Raw genomic sequence first — 20,561 nt, forward strand, 5'->3', positions numbered from 1 at the left:
CTGCGCATATTTCATTCGTGGAAAACGCCAGCGGATTTCAGTTAAACATGAAGTCCGCTTTGCTGTCGTTTCCATGCGCAGTGCAGCCATTCTAAAAATCGCCCCATATCACAAAAAACGCCCAGTGACGGAACCGCCCCATGCCGCCGATCTTTGCCATCAGTATCCTTTACGGACTTGGATTAACCGCCTCGATGCAGGTTGGTCTGGTCGGCCCCATCGCCCCTGATTTGCGGGCAGGGTTCGGATTAAGTCAGGCGGAATTTGGCCTTGTCGCGTCTTTGATCACGGCAGCCGGGGCGCTTTGCGCCATCCCGACCGGGGTTTGGGCAGCACGGGCGGGTTTGCGCAAGTCACTTGTCCTTGGCTGCGTGATGATGATCATTGGTGCTTTGATCTTTGCAACCGCGCAAGTGGCCGCCCTGTTATATGTCGGGCGGATTGTGACCAGTATTGGCTATTTGCTGATTGTTGTCGGCGCACCAAGCTGGATGGCCGGGTTTAACAACCCGAAACTGGTCGCCATGGCCATGAGCATCTGGGGCACGTTTATTCCCGTCGGGATCGCCATGGGCAACTGGGTCAGTGCGGCGATGGTGGTCTGGCTTGACTGGCGACTGGCCGTTGCCGCCTGCACATTGCCGGTCGTGATCCTGTTGCCATTTCTGGCCTTTATCGGGAAACCCGCCACCAGTACGGTGCGCAAATCCTTAAAGGTCGGGGTAATGGGGGTTTTAAAATCCCGTTCGGCCCTTCAGGTTGCCCTGACATTTTCTGCCTTTGCCGGTGCGACGTCGGCCGCCCTTGCCTTTATGCCCGCCATGCTGGCCGATAACCTGGATATCGGTATTGCCTTGGCAGCCGGGATCATTGGCGTGACAGCCATCGCGGGCAATGTTATCGGCAGCATTGGCGCGGGCATGGTGCTTGGACGTGACGTGCAAGGCCGGGCAATTCTGATGACCTTCCTGCCGATGATGGCGATTGCGATTGCAGCCCTGTTTTCAAGCACAAACATCATGCTGAGCATCACCTGCCTGATCATTTTCAACATTGGTCAGGGTGCCGTTGCGGGCACATGCTTTGCCATGCTTCCGGGCATTGCCAAGGGCGGCCTTTCGATGCCTGCCCTGCAAGGGATGCTCGCCCAGTTTGCCGAAATCTTCGTTGTTATTGTCCCGCCGATAACGGGGGCGATGATTGACTGGAACGGATGGACGGGGGCGGCCGGTATCCTTGGCGGTTTCTATTTTGCAGGTTTCCTGATTTCAGTTGGCAAGTCACCATTCAGGCGTTTCGCGACCTAAGCTGCCACTGACCTCAGCCCAACCTATACGATACGATGACTTGACCTATCCCGCGAAGCAGGCGACCCTCCATTTCCTTAAGTTTTGAGGAGCGATATAAACGCAAGGCAGGGACGTGGAATGCAGTTGATCAAGGCCATCTTTATCGGACTGATATTGATTGGCCTTTCTGTTGTATCTGCTTTCTTTATCTGGCTGGCACCAGTCGGTGCGGCTTATGGCGCAAAGATCATGTGTTCGGCCATCTTTGTGAACGGTCTGACATCAAGCCGGGCACGGGCCGAAGACGTTCTGGCCGATAACAGCCCCCTGTTATCGCTGATCACCACCAATGTTGATTTACGCAACCAGACTGTCAGTGCGCATGCGTTTGGATTTCGCAAACGCTTTGCGGTGTATCGCCCGAACCTTGGATGCACGCTGGCCAATGATCAGGCCCACATCACACAGCTGCGTAACTCCACCCCGATCATCCGCCAAGTTGCCGCAAAATCGCTTCTGACAACCAGCTTGCCGGGGAATGTTGATCGCCGTGCGTTGAACAACATCCTGTTTGATGTGATGGATGAACCCGGTCCTCAGCCCGAACGCCGCACCCGTGCGGTTTTAATCCTTCATCAAGGCAAGGTCGTTGCCGAACGCTATGCGGATGGCATCTCGTCGCAAACGCCCCTGCCCGGTTGGTCAATGACCAAAAGTGTCTGGAACGCAGTGCTGGGCCGGATGCGCAACGAAGGCATGATGCCAGATGTCAAAAGCCCGGTTTTGATCAATGAATGGCAGGCCCAAACCAACGATCCGCGTGCGCTGATTACCTATGATGATCTTTTGCATATGCGAAGCGGTCTTGAATTTGATGAAAGCTACTGGAACCCGCTTTCCGATGTGGTGCAGATGCTGTTTATCGAACAGGCTGCGGCGGGTTATGCCGTTTCAATGCCATTGGAAAACACACCGGGTGAAGTTTTTTCATATAATTCCGGGGCGACCAATATCCTGTCGGCGGCCGTTCGCAATCTAAGCGGATCACGATCAACCTATCTTGTCCGCCCGACCGATCTTTTGTTTCGCCCGCTTGGCATCGACAATGCCGTGATTGAAACCGACCCGGATGGCTATTTTATTCCATCAAGCTTTATGCATGCCACCGCACGCGACTGGGCCAAAATCGGCCAGTTATTCCTGCAGGACGGTGTGTGGGAGGAAACCCGCCTTCTGCCTGAAGGATGGGTGAAATATTCAACCAGCCCTGCCGAAAATGACCCTGACGGGATTTATGGTGCGCATTGGTGGCTTGATCTGCCGGGGGGGCGTGATGATGACGGCAATCCGCGCCGTGATGTGCCCACACTTCCCGACGATGCGTTTTTTGCGCTTGGCCATGATGGTCAATCCATGACGATCATCCCGTCAAAGGAACTGGTTATTGTTCGTTTGGGTGTGACCCGCAAAAGAGACGCCTTTAGCCTGCGTAAATTCATCTCGGATATCAGTGCCGTTTTCCCTGATATGCCGGATGAAGCCGATGGCGAGATCATTGATGGTGATGATACTGAAAACGCATCGGCAGACGACGTTAAATAAGACCGGCCAGATATCCCACCAACGCCCCAAGGCCGACCAAGGCCCAAACCGGTATGACCCGCCATTGCAAAATGGCAAAGGCCAAAATCACACAGCCAATGTCAAAGACATCATGAATGGCCCCGGTCCAGATCGGGTCATATAAAACAGCCGCCAGCAATCCGACAACCGCGGCATTCACCCCCATCAAACCGGCCCGCATGAATGAAATATGGCGGACACGATCCCAGAACGGCAGCAATCCGATCACCAACAACCATGCCGGTAAAAAGATCGCAATCAGCGTCACGCAAGCCGTAATCGCACTGGTTAAAATGCCAGTCTGACCTGCCCCGGTATGAAGGGCCGCACCGAGATAGGCGGCAAAGGTAAAGATGGGCCCCGGCACCGCCTGTGTCGCCCCATATCCGGCAAGGAAGGTTTCAGGATCAACCCACCCCGGATCAACCACCGCATTTTGTAGCAAGGGCAAAACAACATGCCCGCCGCCAAACACCAAGGCCCCGCTGCGATAAAACCCGTCAATCACCGCAAAAAGACCGCTTGGATCAAGCCCGGCCGCAATCGGCAAAATGATCAATAGGCCAAAGAAAACACCAAGTGCAAGAACAGCCCCCTTTGCCGAACGCGCCACAGGATGTTCGCCGTCATCATCAGTTACCTTGTGCCTTAAAAGGGTAAACCCCGCGACCATTCCGCCAAGAATGACGATAAACTGGGCAAGCACGGTGTCACTGGCAATCATGATGACCGCAGCAAATATTGCAAAAAGAATACGCGGGATATCCGGGCAAAGGGTGCGGGCCATCCCCAAAAGCGCATGGGCAACCACCCCGACGGCAATCAGTTTCAGTCCACGAATGACGCCATCAACCGCTGCCAGATCAACGCTGACAAAGGCCATGCCAAGGATGGCCAAAACGATGGCCGATGGCATGGTGAACCCAAACCACGCAACAAGAGATCCGCGCACACCACCCAGCGCCATCCCAATCCCCATGCCAACCTGTGAACTGGCGGGACCCGGCACGAACTGACACAGGGCGACCAGATCGGCATAGCGCGCATCGCTGAGCCATTTACGGCGTGCGACAAATTCTTCGCGGAAATAACTGATATGGGCAACCGGCCCGCCAAAACTGGTCAGGCCAAGACGCAGGAAAATCAAAAAGATTTGCCACAACCCGACACCCACACCCGGCGCAGACGCGAGGCCCTGATCTGTCACGGATTGGTTCGTTTTTATCGGGTTGGACATTGCGGTTTATGGCCTTTTGATCAGATGGCATGCGTCAATTTTTCTGACCATACGCAAACAAACTATGGGCACAAAGGCAAAACCGGACCGGATAAATATTCGTCATTAAACCATAACAAAACCCCTGCCATCGTGATCAACCAATGGCAAGGGGCAAAGATATCGCCAAATCCCGCCCGAAAACGGGACATGCATTTAACGGAAAGCAGGCTCGTCCAAAGAACGCAATTTACGGGAATGGAGCTGATTGACGTCCTGACGCAGGGTGTCAATCGTATCGAGACCAACCTGAAGATGCTGACCGATGCGCTGACGGTAGAAGTTATTCGCCATGCCCGGCAGCTTCAACTCCCCATGGACCGGTTTGTCCGATACGCACAAAAGCGTTCCGTAAGGCACACGGAACCTGAAACCGTTCGCAGCAATCGTCGCACTTTCCATATCAACGGCAATCGCCCGTGACTGGTTAAGCCGGACAAACAATTCGCTATAGCGCAGTTCCCAGTTCCGGTTATCCGTGGTCGCCACCGTCCCTGTCCGCATGCGTGCTTTCATCTCGCGGCCTTTAAGACCGGTGATCTTTGCAACCGAATCAGCCAAGGCAACCTGTACTTCAGCAATCGGCGGGACCGGTATCCATAACGGCAGATCGGAATCGAGCACATGATCATCACGCACATAACCGTGGGCCAGAACATAATCACCCAGAAGCTGACTGCGGCGAAGCCCGGCACAGTGGCCCAGCATCAACCAACAATGCGGGCGCATCACGGCTATATGGTCCGTCGCCGTTTTCGCATTTGACGGGCCAACACCAATATTCACCAGCGTCACACCAAGGCCGTCTTCGCGGATCAAATGATAGGACGGCATCTGGGGCAGTTGTTTGACCGCCTCGCCCATTTTCTTCCACCCTTTGGGGGGATTTTTACGGACATGCACCTTTGGCCCCGGTTCGACAAACGCGATATAGGGGCTTTTGGGATCTTCCAGCTGTTCTTTGGCGAATTCGATAAACTCATCGACGTAACGCTGATAGTTGGTGAACAGCACGAACTTCTGGAAATGTTCCGGCGCTGTCGCGGTATAATGCCGCAAGCGTGCCAACGAATAATCCACCCGTTCGCCCGAAAACAGCGACAGCGGCTTTGGCCCGGGGCTGGCATTGTGACCATAATGAACACCATTGGCGACATCATCATCGGTCCGTGCCAAATCGGGCATATCAAAGATCAACTGCATTGGACGTATATCGGTAGGCCCAATGCTATCGGTTGCCGATTCAACCAGAAACGGCAATGGAATCGGACGGTCCGATACGCCAACCACGACCGGAACGTCATGGTTTTTAAGCAAAAGCTGGATTTGCTCACGGTAATATTCTTCAAACAGGTCTGGACGGGTCAGTGTTGTGCCATACACACCCGGGTCGCGCGGCGCGCCAAATGACAAGGTGCTTTCGACATGCAACTTTTCTGGCGGCACTTCGATCCCAAGATACGGGTAGTAGGCGCGCACAGGGGATGATTGCTGACCTTTGCCAAAACGCTCAAAGGCTTCTTGGACAGATTGGGCACCGGTCACATAAATATCTTTGATGCGCGCAATTGCCTGTTCAGCATCGGTGAATTCAAACAGATCGCGGACCGATCCGTGGACTCCTGAAACCATAATAGATGCTCCTTTTTGTTATTGTTGTTTGGGTTCTTTCATCTGATCCAGGTGCGCGAAATCGCGCCCGATCAATAACAAAAGCCCTTGGAGCGAGAGATTTATCACCGCCCGCCCGCCATCTGACAACCGAAAAATTTTCAGAATTTCTCAATCTGAAGGTGAAAACCCGTTCATGCAAAAACATGAATGCGACCCTCAAGCCCAATTTTCTGTCGGTTTCAGATGGTTACATCTTATATGTCGGATTTATTTTCAAAAATTCAAAATGACAGTTTTGACATGCTGCCCATAACCATCGTCCCAGCAAAAGAACACTGAGAGCTAACACAGTGCAACTGCGATGGAATTTAGACAAAAAAAGTGCCGAAACCGGGGGACGGTTTCGGCAATTTCAGGGAAGGGCCTTAGACGTTGAGGGAAAAGACGATCAACCCTGATATAGGCAAGTATCTGACCACCGGTCATCAAAGTCAATATTATTTGATGCGTATCTTGTATTCTCTCAATGCATAGCTTGCGCTAATACACCTGATTTTTCGGCAATTCTTTGCAATCTTTCCAGTCGGCACCGGGCGCGGCCATCAAATGCCCATGCGTCACCTAACTCGATAGAATGTAATTTACAGACAATACTGGCAGCACGCGGGTCACTTTCGACAAGGCTTTCGATTTCCTGTTTTTCTGCGTCATCTTCAAGTGTTCCGCGCACATAACAAAGAATGTCCTCCTTGCCATATACTGCAAGAACAAGGGTCATATCAGGCTGCCTCCGACATGAAACGTGATGCATGCTCCCGTGCTTCGATTCGACCGACTGATTCACGCAGTTTACGGCGTGCGCGGCCAACGCGGGACTTAACTGTACCGATCTCAACCGACATCTGATCCGCCGCATCCTGATAGGACACTTCTTCAACAGCAGTCAGCATAATCGCTTGGCGCTCCTGCTCAGGCAGTTCATCCAGAACACGGTCGGCATCACGAAGCTGCAGACGCGCCATCTGGTTGCTTCCATGACCATACACGTCACCCAAATCATCCCAGTCGACTTGCGGGCCGCGTGTTTTTTCGCGGCGCTTTCCTGAAATGAACGTGTTGAACAGAATACGGTGCAACCAAGCTTTAAGGCTGGTGCCCTCTTCAAACTGATCCTTCTTGCTGATGGCTTTCAACAATGTGTCCTGAACCAGATCCTGTGCCCGATCCATGCTACCAGCCAGACGATAAGCGTGGCGGCGCAACGCGGGTACATGGTCTTCGATTTCGTTCATCACTTGTTTAGACATCACAACCTCCTTGTTCGGATGTCCCAACCGTAACAAAACAAAATATAATTGAAAGTAAAATCGCATGATTAACTAAGGTAATACAGTGAACAAACAGAACATACTTAACATTATCAAGACACACATCTGACACATTGTAGATAACATCAACACTCTACATTAAGTACATTCTATAATTACTTTACAGTACTTCCATCACAGACTGCGGATACACCAGTAGAGCAAGATGGTTGTTTTATGGAGGAAATGGCGGTAACGTAAGTTACTCTAAAATTTTTGAACGCATTGATTTTCAATGGCTTCAGACGGTTTTAATAACACCTGAAATTGACAGGAATCCCCACGTGGTAACGCCGAAAAGAACAGAAAAGCTCCAGATCATGCTTGATGATGAGGAGCTGAAGCTTATTGATGATTGGCGTTTTGAGCATCGTATGCCAACCCGCGCGGCCGCAATCCGCGAACTGATCCGCCGCGGTTTGGTGTCCGAAGACGTCGCAGAGCCTGATACCGAAGGCAAAAGCACGACTGATTTCCGGGTTGAGTCGGAATAAAACCACACACAACCAAACAAAAGGCCCGGCAGATTTGCCGGGCCTTTTGTCTTTTTGATCGAAAAATCAGAACATCAACGGGGTGTATCAGGATTTAATTTTGGTTTTTCACCGGCAAAGATTCGCGAAATCCCCGCACCAAAGCCAAGAACCAGCAACCATAATCCGTAATATCGCAGCGCCCGGGAAAGCATTATCGCAATCAGGAACAACCAAACCGGATAGGATGCTGCCCCGGCAGCAAGGGCCGCGATCTGCATCGGAACCGGTGTAATACTGATGGCAAACACCACCCAGAAACCACCTTCTTCGAATTTCGCTTCCAGACTATCAAATTTCCCCTGCCAGCCCATCACATCAATCAAGGGCTGTGCAAGATCGTCAAATAATGTCCACGCCAGCAGATAAAGTGACAGCGCACCGGCAACACTTCCGATCAAGGTAACTGTTGCAATGATGAAGCCCCGCGCCCGCGAAGCAGCCATAATCGGAGCAATGATGATTTCAATTGGCACTGGGATGATTGTGGTTTCCAAAAAGGATGCGACCGTAATCCCACTAAGTCCTCGCCGCCCGGCAGCAAGTCCCGCCAATCGTTCCTGGATACTTTTCAAAGCCCGCTTCACACGCGATCCTTTCGGCACGCTTTGCTGCGTCATTCTTCCTCCGCTTATCTGTGCCGGTGCACGGTAAATCACAGGCATGTAAAACAAAAACAGCCCGCCATTTTGGGCGGGCTGCTTTCCCCGGACGTCACGCCGCCGAGTTCAGGTTGTGACGTCTTACTCGACGGTTTCGCTGTCCGAGATAGCCTTCTGCGCATCTTCAAGCGCATTCACTGTATTGGCTTTGACATCTTCCCAAGTATCGGCAGATGCATCTTTTGCATTATCGAATGCCATACTCAGCTCGTCGCTTGCGCGATTCCAGGCACTTGCCAAATCTTCAACAGCTTCTTCGCTATCACTTCCGACACGTGCGGAAACTTCGTCATATTTTTCGCCAAGCTGGCTGGATTTTTCATCAACCCATGCCAGAAAATCTTCTTTCTGCTCGAACGTGAAGTCCTTGGCTTCTTCATACTGGACGGAAATTTTATTGCCCATTTTGTCCGTATCAGACTTCATCGTATCATCGGTTGCCATTGTGCCGGATGCATCGGTTGGCGTCGCCGATCCGGCATAGGCCGGTACGGCCCCAACCATAGACACAACAACAGTACCAATCATCAACATCTTCTTGCTCAACATCACAACCTCCTAGTTTGTCAAAAAGCGGTACAATTACTTGCACGCTGCTTACTATCCACAACGGATGCAGCAAAAGAATGTTCCAAATGTGTTCATTTTATTTAGTGGAACTTTTGATGAATACCGGCGTTATCGGGGGAAAGCGTCCATCTAACAAAATAAAAGGCCGCACGACACATACGTGCCGCCCATGTTGGAGACGCACCAAAACCAAAGGAGTTTACTCATGGCACATAGCAATATGCAGACCGTTGCGCAGGAATTTCCCGTCGAAACCGGCATGGACCGCAAGGATCGCCGCGAACTGGCCAAGATGCTGACACAGATCATTGGATCCTCGCACGTACTCTATGCCAAAGTCCGTGGCGTTCACTGGAACGTGGTTGGCCCGGCCTTCTATTCCCTGCACAAAATGACCGAAGAGGAATATGAAGACCTTAATGTTGCCATCGATGATATGGCAGAACGTATTCGGGCCATCGGTTTTGCGGCACCAACTGGCCTAAAAGAGATGATGGAAAATTCCGTGATTTCTGATCAGGAAAAACTTCTTCCGGCCAATGATATGATCAAGGAACTTGTCGAAGATCATGAAAAAATGGCCCGCCTGATCCGTGAAGGTGTCTCTGCCGCCGAGGAAGTCGATGACGTGAAAACCGCCGACCTTCTGACCGAACGAATTGGGGTGCACGAAGAAGCCGCATGGATGCTTCGCGCCACCATTTCATAACCAGGACCGTTTGTTGAACCGGTGCCATCAGGCGCCGGTTCAAACCATCTTCCTTCATTCATTTAAAGGTACACGCCGTGAAAAGTTCTGATCTGACTGGTAATGTCCGTCTGCTTTTGACCAAGGCAAAGCTGCCTGATGAATGGCGCCAGAATGGCGCACAGGCATTGCGCGACGTGTTTGAGGATGCCGGGTATCGAACGGAACTCACCCTGTGTGATGATCCCAACACCATTCGCGAGCAGATCACAAACAATAGCAAACCCGGCGACATTGTCGCCGTTGGTGGCGGTGATGGCACCATTAATGCCATTCTTGATGCGGTGATATCCAAGCAGGCTGTCTTGATCCCCATTCCGCTTGGCACGGCTAATGACTTTGCCCGTACATTGACCCTGCCTGATGATTTAATAGATGCAGCACGTGCGTCCATTCATGGTCAGATCAGGATGCTGGATGTCGGCTATGCCAATGATCAAAGCTTTATCAATGCCGCAAGCATCGGCGTCCCTGCAGATGCCCGTAAACGCATTAACCCGGATCTGAAACGCAATCTTGGTGCCATCAGCTATGCCGTTGCCAATTGGCAAAGCTGGCATGAAATGGCACCAATGGACCTTTCGATCACATGCGGCACCAACAGCCCGCAGAACCTTAAACTACGGCAGTTAACCATAACCAACGGTCGCTACTTTGGCGGTGGGCTGCGCCCCAGTGAACGGAAAAGTCCCGAAGATGGGCTTTTACATATGTTCGCCATTCGCGACAGTGTCGATACGCTAAGCGGGCTTGATGTTGCGGCCGAACTTTTGTTTGGATCGGTTGATGACAGTGAATTTGCCATGACCATGGAATGTGATGCGATCACAATTAACGGCGAAGATGGCGCACCGATCCTTGCCGATGGTGAAATCATCAGCAAACTTCCCGCCAAATTTTCCATTCGCGCCGGTGCCTTGGCGGTGTTTGCGCCGAACAGCTTTGTCGGCCTACCGGATCAGACCCAAGGCGAAGAACACACAGCCACGCTTGTTCATGCAAACGAGATCAACGATGTCATGCGTGGTACGCTTGACCTCGCTTTACGGCTGCAGGCCACTTATCCTGTCGCACAACATAGTGAACTCAAATCATTGTGCCATGACGGAACACGCGCCTTACGCAACATCTATCGCCAACTCGAACAGGACCTTCATCCATACGGGATTCTTGCCGCATCACCTGATCCTGACCTGCACAGTCTGGAAGAATTGCGCGACCGCGTGATCGGATGGCTCCTGCAAGATGCCGATATATGCCTTGCAAACGGCCTCAAAACCCGTGCGGGGCAGCTTGCTGATCAGTTAAGCGATATTCCGGCAGAGCCACTGCCAAAAGACATCAAGGCCCACTTGACCGCCCTTCATCAGGAAATTGCCCGGATCAAGGGAAAGCTTGGCGACATTCTTGGCGATCTCTAAATCATAAAGGCAGCCGGTTGAGGCTGCCTTTGTGTCTCATCCCGCCAATCAAAATCCAGACTATGCGCTTTATGCCCGGCGCATGAGAATTTTCTCAATATTATCAGAATGCTCAGTCCCCCATTCGCATAGCGGGACCAATGCCGAGGCCAGCGTAAGACCAAATGGTGACAACTCGTAAACGACTCTTGGTGGAATTTCCTTAAAGTCGATTCGCGTCACAATTCCGTCGGACTCCAGTTCTTTGAGCTGCTGAATAAGCATTTTATCGCTCACCCCCTGCACACACCGCTTAAGCTCGCCATAGCGCTTGGGATCCTTGGCAAGAAAGAACAATATCAACGGCTTCCACTTTCCCGAAACCACACGAAGTGCTGCATCAAGACCGCAGATAAAAGGCGAAACAGGGGAGTTCAATGTTGCCATAACCCTACTTACCAAAAGGTGCATACTTGTCAAAAAGTATGCACAAACATATCGTTGGTCAACCCCAATTCAGGAGATCAATGAAATGACCAAACTTACAGGAAAGATCGCCCTCATTACGGGTGGCGCAAGCGGCATTGGCCTTGCATCTGCAAAACGTTTCGTCGCAGAAGGTGCCTTTGTTTACATATCCGGACGTCGCAAAGACGTCATTGATGCAGCAGTCGCAGAGATTGGCGCAAATGTGCGTGGCATTCAGGCTGACATCACCAGTCAGGATGATCTCGACCGCCTGTTTTCGGTGATAAAGTCGGAGAAGGGCCACCTTGACATCTTGTTTGCAAATGCCGGCGTTGGTGAACTTGTCCCTCTTGGCGAGATTTCATCCAAACACTTTGACTACACCTTTGATATCAACGTCAAAGGCACATTGTTCACGGTTCAGAAGGCCCTACCGCTACTTAAACCGGGCAGTTCCGTCATTCTGACAGGTTCAACCGTCGGCGTCATGGGCACCCCGATGATGAGTGTTTATAGCGCCTCAAAGGCGGCTGTGCGCAATTTGGCCCGCAGTTGGGCGCAGGACCTTCGTGGAACCACGATCCGGGTAAACGTTCTTAGCCCCGGCGCGACAAAAACCGACAAGGTGATGGATCTTCTTAACCCGGAAATTCTAGAAGGTCTTGCAAATGGTGCCCCGCTTGGTCGCGTTGGCGACCCAACCGAAACGGCCGCGGTTGCTGCTTTTCTCGCCTCTGACGACAGCAGCTTCATGACGGGAAGTGAAATCTTCGTCGATGGCGGCTACGCACAAATTTAAACCGCATAGAAGGGCGATCTCTCGTTGACGGAAATCGCCCTCGTCCATTTTAGATAATCTTCAATAGACGGCAAGACCGCACTATCTTTAACACAAAATCGGCTTGGCGGTCTTATCCTTCAAGACCCGCCAAGCTGCGCGCAAAGGATTTGGCGTCAAACGGACGTAAATCTTCTGCCGCCTCACCAACCCCGATTGCGTGAACCGGTTTGCCAAATTTCTCTGCCAAGGCCACAACAACGCCGCCCTTCGCCGTACCATCAAGCTTGGTCACGATCAGGCCGGAAACATCCGTCGCCTGACTAAAGGTTTCGACCTGTGAATGGGCATTTTGGCCGGTGGTCGCATCAAGGACCAAAAGCGTGTCATGCGGTGCCGTTTCATCGCGCTTCTTGATCACCCGAACGATCTTTTTCAACTCGTCCATCAGATGGGCTTTGTTCTGCAAACGACCAGCAGTATCGATCAGCAAAAGGTCATACCCTTCGCGCTGGGCCTGATCAATTGCATCGAAGGCAAGACCAGCCGCGTCTGCACCGGTATCACGGGACATCACGGGACAACCGGTACGATCGCCCCAGACTTTCAATTGTTCGACCGCTGCGGCACGGAACGTATCACCTGCCGCCATCATGACCTTAAGGCCTTGATCTTTGTATGTTTTTGCAAGTTTGCCAATTGTCGTGGTTTTCCCCGATCCATTGACACCTACCACCAAAATCACATGGGGTTTCTTGCCTGCATCAATGACAAGCGGCTTTGCGACTGGCTCAAGGATTTTGGCGACTTCTTCAGAAATGAATTCCTGAATTTCCGCCGTATCGACTTCTTTGTCGAAGCGGGTTTTCGCCAGTTCCGCGCTAAGTTTAGCAGCAGTCGTAACACCCAAATCCGATGTAATAAGAAGATCTTCGAATTCTTCAAGCGCATCGTCATCAAGACGGCGCTTGGTGAAGATATCTGCAATCCCGGTGGTTAGCTTTGAGGAGGAGCGTTTCAGCCCGTTTTTCAACCGGGCAAACCAGCTCGTTTTCCCCTCTTCACTCATCCCACAAGCTCCGCTATCAGTTTTCCATCTTCAAGGCCGACGACCTTGGCTTTCGCTATCGTGCCCGGTTCTATCACGCGATCAAGCATAACGGGAGCAAAATGCTCCGTATGACCAGTATTTTCCTTTTCAACCAACACATTCTCGGTCATGCCGATGCGTGATTTAAGGAAACCGGTCAACTGAACATCACCGGCCGCACGAAGGGCCGATGCGCGTTCCTTACGCAAATCCTTGCGCACCTGTGGCATCCGTGCCGCGGGCGTTCCCGGACGGGAAGAATACGGGAAAACATGCAAATAAATCAGCCCGCATTCATCAACCAGACGCAAGGTATTGTCGGCCATCTCATCGGTTTCCGTCGGGAAACCGGCAATGATATCCGCACCAAACGTCACATCGGGGCGTAGATCGCGGACTTTTTTACAAAAATCAATTACGTCCTGACGCAAATGGCGGCGCTTCATGCGCTTAAGCACCATGTCATCCCCTGCCTGCAGACTGATATGCATATGCGGCATCAAACGTGGTTCGGTTTCAATCAACCGGAACAGATCTTCGTCGACTTCAACCGGATCGATTGATGAAATGCGCAAACGCGGCAGTTCTGGCACCTGTGCAAGCAACCGGCGCGACATCTGGCCCAATGTCGGCTTGCCCGGCAAATCATGGCCGTAGGATGTGATATCAACCCCGGTCAGAACAACCTCGCCATAGCCATTGGCAACCAGTTCGCGAACCTGGTCAACGATCTCGCCCATCGGAACACTGCGCGAATTGCCGCGACCAAACGGGATGATGCAAAAAGTACAGCGATGGTCACAGCCGTTCTGAACCTGAACAAAGGCGCGCGCACGGCCCTCAAACCCGGAAACAAGATGACTTGCCGTTTCTTCGACCGACATGATGTCATTGACGACAACACGTTCATGATCCGGCATCAGGAACGTTTCGGCCTTCATCTTGGCATCGTTGCCAAAGATGCGATCAATTTCGCCCATTTTGGCGAATTTGTCGGGATTGACCTGCACCGCACAGCCGGTCACGAAAATCTTGGCATCCGGGTTCTCACGGCGCAGGCGGCGAATGCTTTGCCGTGCCTGACGTTCGGCCTCGGTCGTAACCGCACAGGTATTAATAATGATCGCATCATCAAGGCCTGCATTTTTGGCATGATCGCGCATCACCTCGGATTCATAGGTGTTAAGGCGACAACCAAATGTAACGACGCGCGGCTCTTTCATGCTCGGCATTCTGCGATCAATCTTGGATTTGGGAAACATTCCACCTGCGCCCCGCATTCCGGTGCAGCAAGAGCGGAATGCCCGGCAAAGTCAGTGACCGTGCCGGGCGCTGGTTACATACGCTTTTGAACGTTTCAATGCAAGTCCGGCACCGTCATGGCACGCATGCATTGGACGCGAAAACAATGTCACCTGCCGGTATTGGCGGTAGAAACAACTGTTACTCGGCAGCGAAATGACGGTTGCGACCGTCTTTCTTGGCCCGATAAAGCGCACTGTCGGCACGGTCAATCAATTTGGCCCCGCCTTCATTGGCAACATATTCGGCAGCACCAACAGATATGGTCATCTGACCATAAGACGTACCAGAGCTTTTTGCTTTGATCTCACGTGCAGCGATACGCTTGCTCATATCGGCAGCCAGATTCATCGCATCCAAAAGCGGTGTTTGCGGCAACAAGATTGCAAACTCATCGCCACCATACCGGGCGACAATGTCGCGTCCCTTGATATTGGCTTTGAGCATGGAGGCAATCAGAACGAGGATTTCATCGCCGATGCGATGACCAAACTGATCGTTGACAGCTTTGAACTGATCAAGATCAACCATCATCACGCAGAACACTTCCGGCGTTTCTGAAGAATCATATTCCGCTGCAAGCAGGGAAAGCTGTTCTTCAAAATACATGCGGTTCGATACACGTGTCAGGCCGTCCGTATAAGACCGTTCACGGGTTTCATCCAGCTCACGCTGTAGCAATGTGACGCGGTTCAAATAGCTATCAAGACGCTTATGCAGGTTTTCAATCGTCTGCTTCATCTCGTCAGTCTGTTCGAGCACTTCGCTCAGAACCGGGCCGACGTTTTCATGTTTTTTGAGGGTCTTTAACGACCGGCCAAGCAACTCGGCATACTCTTTCATCCCTGATCGCGCTGTGGTCAGACAGTCGTCGCTATTTTCGACAAGCTCGGAAAAATCTTCCATACCGCGCTGAAGGAAATCAGCCGCCTGACGGTCGAAAATATAGCGGTAGTAAAGCTGCAGAAGTGTGTCTTCAGGCAAGTGGTCACCACTGGCCTGTACGGCATCGATTACGCGCAATATCTCGGGATTTTCTTCGGCGAAATAGACGAACCACACATGGTAAAGCTCGGGAGTCGGACGTAAGCCTCGATCACGCAACGCCTTAAGAGTAGCGTTCGCATAGTCCCAATGGCGAGATATCTGTTGTTCCGTCGTGGTCACAACGGGTGCTCCAACTGGTAATGTGATCGTTAAGTCAATGTATTACGCGATTTTTGCGTTATAATTGGCATCAACATATCTCAATTTATCTTACGGAACCAGATATACGCCATACTAAACTATACTAAAGTGGTGGTTCGTCCTCGACGATCAGCTTCCGCGAATCATGGTCCCGGCACCGCGCTCGGTAAACAGTTCGAGCAAGACGGCATGTGGGGCACGCCCGTCGACAATAACAGCAGCTTCAACCCCGTTCTGAACCGCATCCATACAGGTTTCGGTCTTCGGAATCATGCCACCTTGAATTGTACCATCGGCGATCATTGCATTTATGTGGTCAGTGTCAGCATCCCGTACAAGGTTCTTGTCCGCATCAAGGATACCTTTTACGTCGGTCAGCATATAAAGGCGGCGCGCGCCAACCGCTTTTGCAATGGCACCCGCGGCCGTATCAGCATTGATATTGTATGTCTGACCGTCTTCGCCAACACCAATTGGCGAAATAACCGGAATAATGTCGGTATTCGCAAAGCAATCAAGAACATGCGGATTGACGTTTACCGGCTCGCCAACAAAACCAAGATCAAGAACCTTCTCGATATTACTTTCCGGGTCCCGTTTGGTACGTGTCAGCTTGCGTGCGGTGATAAGATTGGCATCCTTACCGCACAGACCAACAGCAATACCACCAGCCGCATTGATGTTCGAAACGATTTCCTTGTTGATTTTGCCCGCCAGCACCATTTCGACGACATCGATGGTCTGCTGATCGGTCACCCGAAGGCCATCCACAAATTCAGACTGGATGTTAAGTTGCTTAAGCATCAGGCCAATCTGCGGCCCACCGCCATGCACCACAATCGGGTTCATACCGACCTGCTTCAAAAGAACCACATCCTGAGCAAACAAACGCGCCAGTTCGGGATCACCCATCGCATGCCCGCCATACTTGATCACGATCTTCTGACCGTTAAATCGTCGCATATAGGGAAGCGCCTCGGACAAAACTTTTGCGCGTGCCAACGTCCGGTACGCGCTGGATTCCGACTGGTCTTCTTCAGAACGGATTTCTTCGTTCATCCTATTTCCCCATATTGACGCATCAGGCAGGCAATTTTACAGCAGCGACGATATCTCGGCGCGCAATTCGCCCAGTCCAGTATTCTTTTCGCTCGACGTTGCAAAGATTTTTGGCAAGGCGGCTGGATGTTTCACCAGTGCTTTAACCACTTCCTTGATACGTTTTTCGAGCTGTCCCTTTTTTAGCTTATCTGCTTTGGTCAGCACAACCTGATAGGTCACGGCACTTTCATCAAGCACCTTCATCATTTCAAGATCGGCCTTCATAAAGCCATGTCTCGAATCGATCAGCACAAAGACACGCCGCAAGGTTACCCGTCCACGCAGATACTGCTTGATCAGGTTTTGCCACGTTTCAACGATGTCTTTGGGCGCTTGTGCAAAGCCATAACCCGGCAAATCGACAATGTGGCAAGCCCCATCAAGATCAAAATAGTTAAGCTGCTGGGTACGGCCCGGCGTATTGGACGTCCGCGCAAGATCCTTGCGGCCCGTGACCGCATTGATCAGGCTGGATTTGCCCACATTGGACCGACCGGCAAAACAGATTTCCGTTTTGTCTTCCGGCGGCAATTGTTCAAGCTGAGCCACACCAAGAAGAAACGTAACCGGGCGGGAAAAAAGTTTCCGCCCGGCTTCGATTTCGGATGCTTCGTATGTCGGTATCGCAGTTACCGACGGCAAGATTTCGTCTGTCATCGTTATTCCTTCCCCGTAACACGGGGATATTCCCCAAAGGAAATATCAACCCGTGAAGGGTAGATGGGGATTTACATCCCCATCTTGTACATGATGTAACGCTGCTGAAGGATCGACAACGTGTTGTTCCAGGCCCAATAGATCACAAGACCTGCCGGGAAACTTGCCAGCATAAAGGTAAAGATCAATGGCAAGAACATCATGATCTTTGCCTGGGTCGGATCAGCCGGTGCCGGGTTCAGTTTCTGCTGAAGGAACATGGTCAGGCCCATGATCAACGGCCAAATACCGATCATCAGCATCTGCGGCGGATCAAACGGGATCAGACCAAACAGATTGAACAGCGACGTCGGGTCCGGTGCGGACAAATCCTGAATCCAGCCAAAGAACGGCGCATGGCGCATTTCGATGCTGACAAACAGAACTTTATACAGCGCAAAGAAGACCGGAATTTGTACAATGATCGGCAAGCAACCCGAAGCCGGATTGATTTTCTCACGCTTGTACAGAGCCATCATTTCCTGTTGCTGACGCTGACGATCATCCTTGAACTGCTCGCGCATTTCAGTGATCTGCGGCTGCAGCTTTTTCATCGCACTCATGGATTTGTACGACTTGTTCGCCAGCGGGAACATGATTGCCTTAACGGCAACCGTGATCAACAGGATCGCAACGCCAAAGTTGCCAACCAGATGATACATCCACTGCAGAACCAGGAAGAATGGTTTGGTCAGGAAGTAGAACCAGCCAAAGTCAATCGCGAGATCGAAGTTGGTGATGCCGTAATCCTCTGCATAGCTATCAAGCAGGGTTACTTCCTTTGCACCGGCAAACAGACGGGTTTCGGCAACGCCTTCGCTACCATTTGCAATGGTACGGGCGGCACCGAGGTAATCGGTCTGATACTTGTCGGCATTGTCCGCGACATGATGGCTAAAGCGCGTGGTCATTTCCTCGTCCGAGGAAGGTGCCAGCGCAACCAGCCAATACTTGTCGGTAATGCCAAGCCAGCCGCCGGTGGTTTTCTTTGTGATTGCCCCGTCATCGGCAAGATCGTCATAGTCGATCTCGGTCAGGGTGCCATCGATCACACCAAGCGGGCCTTCGTGCAGGATGTAAAATCCAGCCGTCACCGGCTTGTTCTTGCGCGAAATCAGGCCGTATGGATACAGGGTGACGTCGCCACCGCTGTTATTCACAACCGACTGGTTGACGGTGAACATGTAGTTCTCGTCAATCGCAATCTCGCGTTTAAAGGTCAGGCCCGCGCCATTATCCCAAGTCAGGGTAATCGGGCTATCGGCCGTCAGTGTTTCGCCACTTGCGGTCCAGCGGGTCTCGCTGGTGGGAAGAGCAACGCCCTTATCGCCAGCAACCCAGCCGAACTCGGCAAAATAGGCATCACTGCTGCCCGTCGGGTTCAAAACATGGATCAGCGGACTGTCGGGTTCTTCGGTCTCGTGATAATCCTGAAGCTGGATATCGTCAATGACACCACCAACAAGGCGAATCGAACCTTCGACGCGCGGAGTATCGATCACGATACGCGGCGATTTCGCCAATGCGTCTTCGCGTTTGACCGTCGGGACAGAAAGCTGCCCTCCCGGGACACTTGGCCCGCCGGTTGATACTTGCGGCGCAGTGCTGCCGTTTGCATCAAGCTGTTCACGAACTTGCGCTTCGCGAACCTGCATATCAGGTTCGGGCGCAAAGAAGAATTGCCACCCGATAAGAATCACAACTGCCGATGCAATTGCCACCCACAGGTTACGTTGTTCGTTCATCGCCTCTTTCCGCTTTGTTCAGTCAGCAAATACTGACCGCATTCTATTTACATGACGAAAGCGCCGGGGACCGGTTTTCACCATCCGACGACGCTTTGTTTTGTTCGCAGCCACATCCGGGCACGGGATCATAACCATGACCACCCCATGGATGGCAACGCATTATCCGTTTAATTCCCATCCAGCCGCCTTTTATTGCCCCATGACGAGCCAATGCTTCCATCATAAAAGCCGAACAGGTCGGCTGATAGCGGCATGACCACCCGATATAAGGCGATAAAAAGAGCTGGTAACCGCGAACTGCGATTTGAAGAAGACGGGCAAGGGGACCGGGCGCAGGATTGGAAGAAATCATTTGGCTTGGCCTCTTGCCTTCGTCGATCCGCCTGACGGGTTCCCACCGTGTCCCTTGCGGGAACGGCGTGTATCAGGTGCAGACGGCTTGGCATCAGGGACACGGCGCAGGGCAAACCGCATATCATCAATCAGCTTTTCAAACGGCCGGTCGATGGTCTGGTTGCGACCGATCACGACATAATCCCAACCGGGCAATGCGTGTTCGCTCATCAATTGCTCTGCCACAGCACGCAAACGCCGCCGAACGCGATTGCGGACGACGGCCTTTCCCACCTTCTTGGTGACGGTAAATCCGACTCGTACGAGTTGGTCTTCACCGGCGTATTCTGTATCCGGCTTGATCCCGGGACGCGGAGCGCCCTGAAGGATCAATCCCTGTGTAACCCATTTTCGGCGGGTGCCCGCAACACGGAGGAATTCCGTACGCTTTTTAAGGCGTTCCACCGAAATGGTCACAACATTAGGCCGACAGACGCTTGCGGCCCTTGGCACGGCGTGCGGTAAGCACACGGCGTCCACCGACGGTCGCGCTGCGGGAACGGAAGCCGTGACGGCGTTTCCGTACGAGATTGCTAGGCTGGTAGGTGCGCTTCACTGCACTTACTCCGTTCTAAATAAGGTAATCCGATTAAATTCGAGGTCCGCTGTATAGGGCTTCACACCTGAGCTGTCAACTCGTGACAAGGCACTTACCCCCAGAAAACCGGCAATGCCGTCAGGATTTCGTCCCGACGGCACCCGAAATGCGAATTCG

The 20,561-nt window shown here is 52.1% G+C and carries 22 protein-coding genes; 6 read left to right on the forward strand and 16 right to left on the reverse strand.

Annotated features, from left to right (window positions below; all coding sequences use genetic code 11):
• Positions 1 to 140: 140 nt before the first annotated feature.
• Both ACQ0MK_RS13325 and ACQ0MK_RS13330 read left to right on the forward strand, forming a co-directional pair.
• Entirely contained in the window at positions 141 to 1,307 is a 1,167-nt protein-coding gene (locus tag ACQ0MK_RS13325) for a CynX/NimT family MFS transporter (RefSeq protein WP_430473031.1), read from the forward strand.
• A 120-nt stretch (positions 1,308 to 1,427) separates the two neighbouring features.
• Positions 1,428 to 2,891, forward strand: coding sequence for a serine hydrolase domain-containing protein (locus ACQ0MK_RS13330; RefSeq protein ID WP_430473032.1), 1,464 nt, complete (start codon positions 1,428 to 1,430; stop codon positions 2,889 to 2,891).
• Here ACQ0MK_RS13330 and chrA read toward each other — a convergent pair.
• The 4 genes from chrA to ACQ0MK_RS13350 form a co-directional block, all read right to left on the reverse strand.
• On the reverse strand, positions 2,884 to 4,119 hold the full coding sequence (gene chrA, locus ACQ0MK_RS13335) for a chromate efflux transporter (RefSeq protein ID WP_430473033.1): 1,236 nt from the start codon (positions 4,117 to 4,119) through the stop codon (positions 2,884 to 2,886). The genes ACQ0MK_RS13330 and chrA overlap by 8 nt on opposite strands.
• Positions 4,120 to 4,344: 225 nt before the next feature.
• On the reverse strand, positions 4,345 to 5,820 hold the full coding sequence (locus ACQ0MK_RS13340) for an AMP nucleosidase (protein ID WP_350047838.1): 1,476 nt from the start codon (positions 5,818 to 5,820) through the stop codon (positions 4,345 to 4,347).
• A gap of 505 nt (positions 5,821 to 6,325) precedes the next feature.
• A complete protein-coding gene (locus ACQ0MK_RS13345; protein WP_430473034.1) occupies positions 6,326 to 6,580 on the reverse strand; it encodes a hypothetical protein in 255 nt (84 codons plus the stop codon).
• A 1-nt stretch (position 6,581) separates the two neighbouring features.
• The gene (locus ACQ0MK_RS13350) at positions 6,582 to 7,109 is read right to left on the reverse strand and encodes a sigma-70 family RNA polymerase sigma factor (RefSeq protein WP_430473035.1); all 528 of its coding nucleotides are present in this window, start codon (positions 7,107 to 7,109) and stop codon (positions 6,582 to 6,584) included.
• A 344-nt stretch (positions 7,110 to 7,453) separates the two neighbouring features.
• Here ACQ0MK_RS13350 and ACQ0MK_RS13355 point away from each other — a divergent pair, with 344 nt between their 5' ends.
• The gene (locus ACQ0MK_RS13355) at positions 7,454 to 7,663 is read left to right on the forward strand and encodes a hypothetical protein (RefSeq protein ID WP_430473036.1); all 210 of its coding nucleotides are present in this window, start codon (positions 7,454 to 7,456) and stop codon (positions 7,661 to 7,663) included.
• Positions 7,664 to 7,737: 74 nt separating this feature from the next.
• Here ACQ0MK_RS13355 and ACQ0MK_RS13360 read toward each other — a convergent pair whose 3' ends face one another.
• Both ACQ0MK_RS13360 and ACQ0MK_RS13365 read right to left on the reverse strand, forming a co-directional pair.
• Positions 7,738 to 8,322 carry a YqaA family protein gene (locus ACQ0MK_RS13360; RefSeq protein WP_430473037.1) on the reverse strand — a complete coding sequence of 195 codons (585 nt, stop codon included), beginning with the start codon at positions 8,320 to 8,322 and terminating at the stop codon, positions 7,738 to 7,740.
• Between the two features lie 123 nt (positions 8,323 to 8,445).
• Positions 8,446 to 8,913, reverse strand: a complete 468-nt coding sequence (locus ACQ0MK_RS13365) for a hypothetical protein (protein ID WP_430473038.1) — start codon at positions 8,911 to 8,913, stop codon at positions 8,446 to 8,448.
• A 226-nt stretch (positions 8,914 to 9,139) separates the two neighbouring features.
• Here ACQ0MK_RS13365 and ACQ0MK_RS13370 point away from each other — a divergent pair, with 226 nt between their 5' ends.
• Together ACQ0MK_RS13370 and ACQ0MK_RS13375 are read left to right on the forward strand one after the other, a co-directional pair.
• On the forward strand, positions 9,140 to 9,643 hold the full coding sequence (locus ACQ0MK_RS13370) for a Dps family protein (RefSeq protein ID WP_430473039.1): 504 nt from the start codon (positions 9,140 to 9,142) through the stop codon (positions 9,641 to 9,643).
• 77 nt (positions 9,644 to 9,720) lie between these two features.
• Positions 9,721 to 11,103 (forward strand): diacylglycerol/lipid kinase family protein, encoded by a 1,383-nt coding sequence (locus ACQ0MK_RS13375; RefSeq protein ID WP_430473040.1) that lies wholly within the window; start codon positions 9,721 to 9,723, stop codon positions 11,101 to 11,103.
• 69 nt (positions 11,104 to 11,172) lie between these two features.
• Here ACQ0MK_RS13375 and ACQ0MK_RS13380 read toward each other — a convergent pair whose 3' ends face one another.
• Positions 11,173 to 11,529, reverse strand: coding sequence for a winged helix-turn-helix transcriptional regulator (locus ACQ0MK_RS13380; protein WP_430473041.1), 357 nt, complete (start codon positions 11,527 to 11,529; stop codon positions 11,173 to 11,175).
• Positions 11,530 to 11,614: 85 nt separating this feature from the next.
• On the opposite strand from ACQ0MK_RS13380, the gene ACQ0MK_RS13385 reads away from it, so the two are divergent.
• The gene (locus tag ACQ0MK_RS13385) at positions 11,615 to 12,349 is read left to right on the forward strand and encodes an SDR family NAD(P)-dependent oxidoreductase (RefSeq protein ID WP_430473042.1); all 735 of its coding nucleotides are present in this window, start codon (positions 11,615 to 11,617) and stop codon (positions 12,347 to 12,349) included.
• Between the two features lie 112 nt (positions 12,350 to 12,461).
• Here the strand turns inward: ACQ0MK_RS13385 and ftsY are convergent, their stop codons facing one another.
• The 9 genes from ftsY to rpmH all read right to left on the reverse strand — a co-directional run bounded on the left by ftsY (position 12,462) and on the right by rpmH (position 20,402).
• A complete protein-coding gene (gene ftsY, locus ACQ0MK_RS13390; protein WP_430473043.1) occupies positions 12,462 to 13,397 on the reverse strand; it encodes a signal recognition particle-docking protein FtsY in 936 nt (311 codons plus the stop codon).
• Positions 13,394 to 14,641 carry a tRNA (N(6)-L-threonylcarbamoyladenosine(37)-C(2))-methylthiotransferase MtaB gene (gene mtaB / locus ACQ0MK_RS13395; RefSeq protein ID WP_430473044.1) on the reverse strand — a complete coding sequence of 416 codons (1,248 nt, stop codon included), beginning with the start codon at positions 14,639 to 14,641 and terminating at the stop codon, positions 13,394 to 13,396. The genes ftsY and mtaB overlap by 4 nt, the downstream gene beginning before the upstream one ends.
• Before the next feature lie 220 nt (positions 14,642 to 14,861).
• The gene (locus ACQ0MK_RS13400; RefSeq protein ID WP_430473045.1) at positions 14,862 to 15,887 is read right to left on the reverse strand and encodes a GGDEF domain-containing protein; all 1,026 of its coding nucleotides are present in this window, start codon (positions 15,885 to 15,887) and stop codon (positions 14,862 to 14,864) included.
• Positions 15,888 to 16,037: 150 nt separating this feature from the next.
• A complete protein-coding gene (gene argB, locus ACQ0MK_RS13405) occupies positions 16,038 to 16,967 on the reverse strand; it encodes an acetylglutamate kinase (RefSeq protein WP_430473046.1) in 930 nt (309 codons plus the stop codon).
• Between the two features lie 36 nt (positions 16,968 to 17,003).
• Positions 17,004 to 17,666 carry a ribosome biogenesis GTP-binding protein YihA/YsxC gene (gene yihA, locus ACQ0MK_RS13410; protein WP_430473047.1) on the reverse strand — a complete coding sequence of 221 codons (663 nt, stop codon included), beginning with the start codon at positions 17,664 to 17,666 and terminating at the stop codon, positions 17,004 to 17,006.
• A 71-nt stretch (positions 17,667 to 17,737) separates the two neighbouring features.
• Entirely contained in the window at positions 17,738 to 19,450 is a 1,713-nt protein-coding gene (yidC, locus tag ACQ0MK_RS13415; protein ID WP_350047815.1) for a membrane protein insertase YidC, read from the reverse strand.
• 43 nt (positions 19,451 to 19,493) lie between these two features.
• Complete coding sequence (gene yidD, locus ACQ0MK_RS13420; protein WP_350042386.1) at positions 19,494 to 19,805, reverse strand: membrane protein insertion efficiency factor YidD; 312 nt, start codon at positions 19,803 to 19,805, stop codon at positions 19,494 to 19,496.
• The gene (gene rnpA / locus ACQ0MK_RS13425; RefSeq protein ID WP_350042385.1) at positions 19,802 to 20,263 is read right to left on the reverse strand and encodes a ribonuclease P protein component; all 462 of its coding nucleotides are present in this window, start codon (positions 20,261 to 20,263) and stop codon (positions 19,802 to 19,804) included. The genes yidD and rnpA overlap by 4 nt, the downstream gene beginning before the upstream one ends.
• A gap of 4 nt (positions 20,264 to 20,267) precedes the next feature.
• Positions 20,268 to 20,402, reverse strand: a complete 135-nt coding sequence (gene rpmH / locus ACQ0MK_RS13430; protein ID WP_033369208.1) for a 50S ribosomal protein L34 — start codon at positions 20,400 to 20,402, stop codon at positions 20,268 to 20,270.
• Positions 20,403 to 20,561 lie beyond the last annotated feature (159 nt).

The organism is Thalassospira lucentensis, assembly GCF_050516545.1.
GTDB classification, from domain to species: Bacteria; Pseudomonadota; Alphaproteobacteria; order Rhodospirillales; family Thalassospiraceae; genus Thalassospira; species Thalassospira lucentensis_C.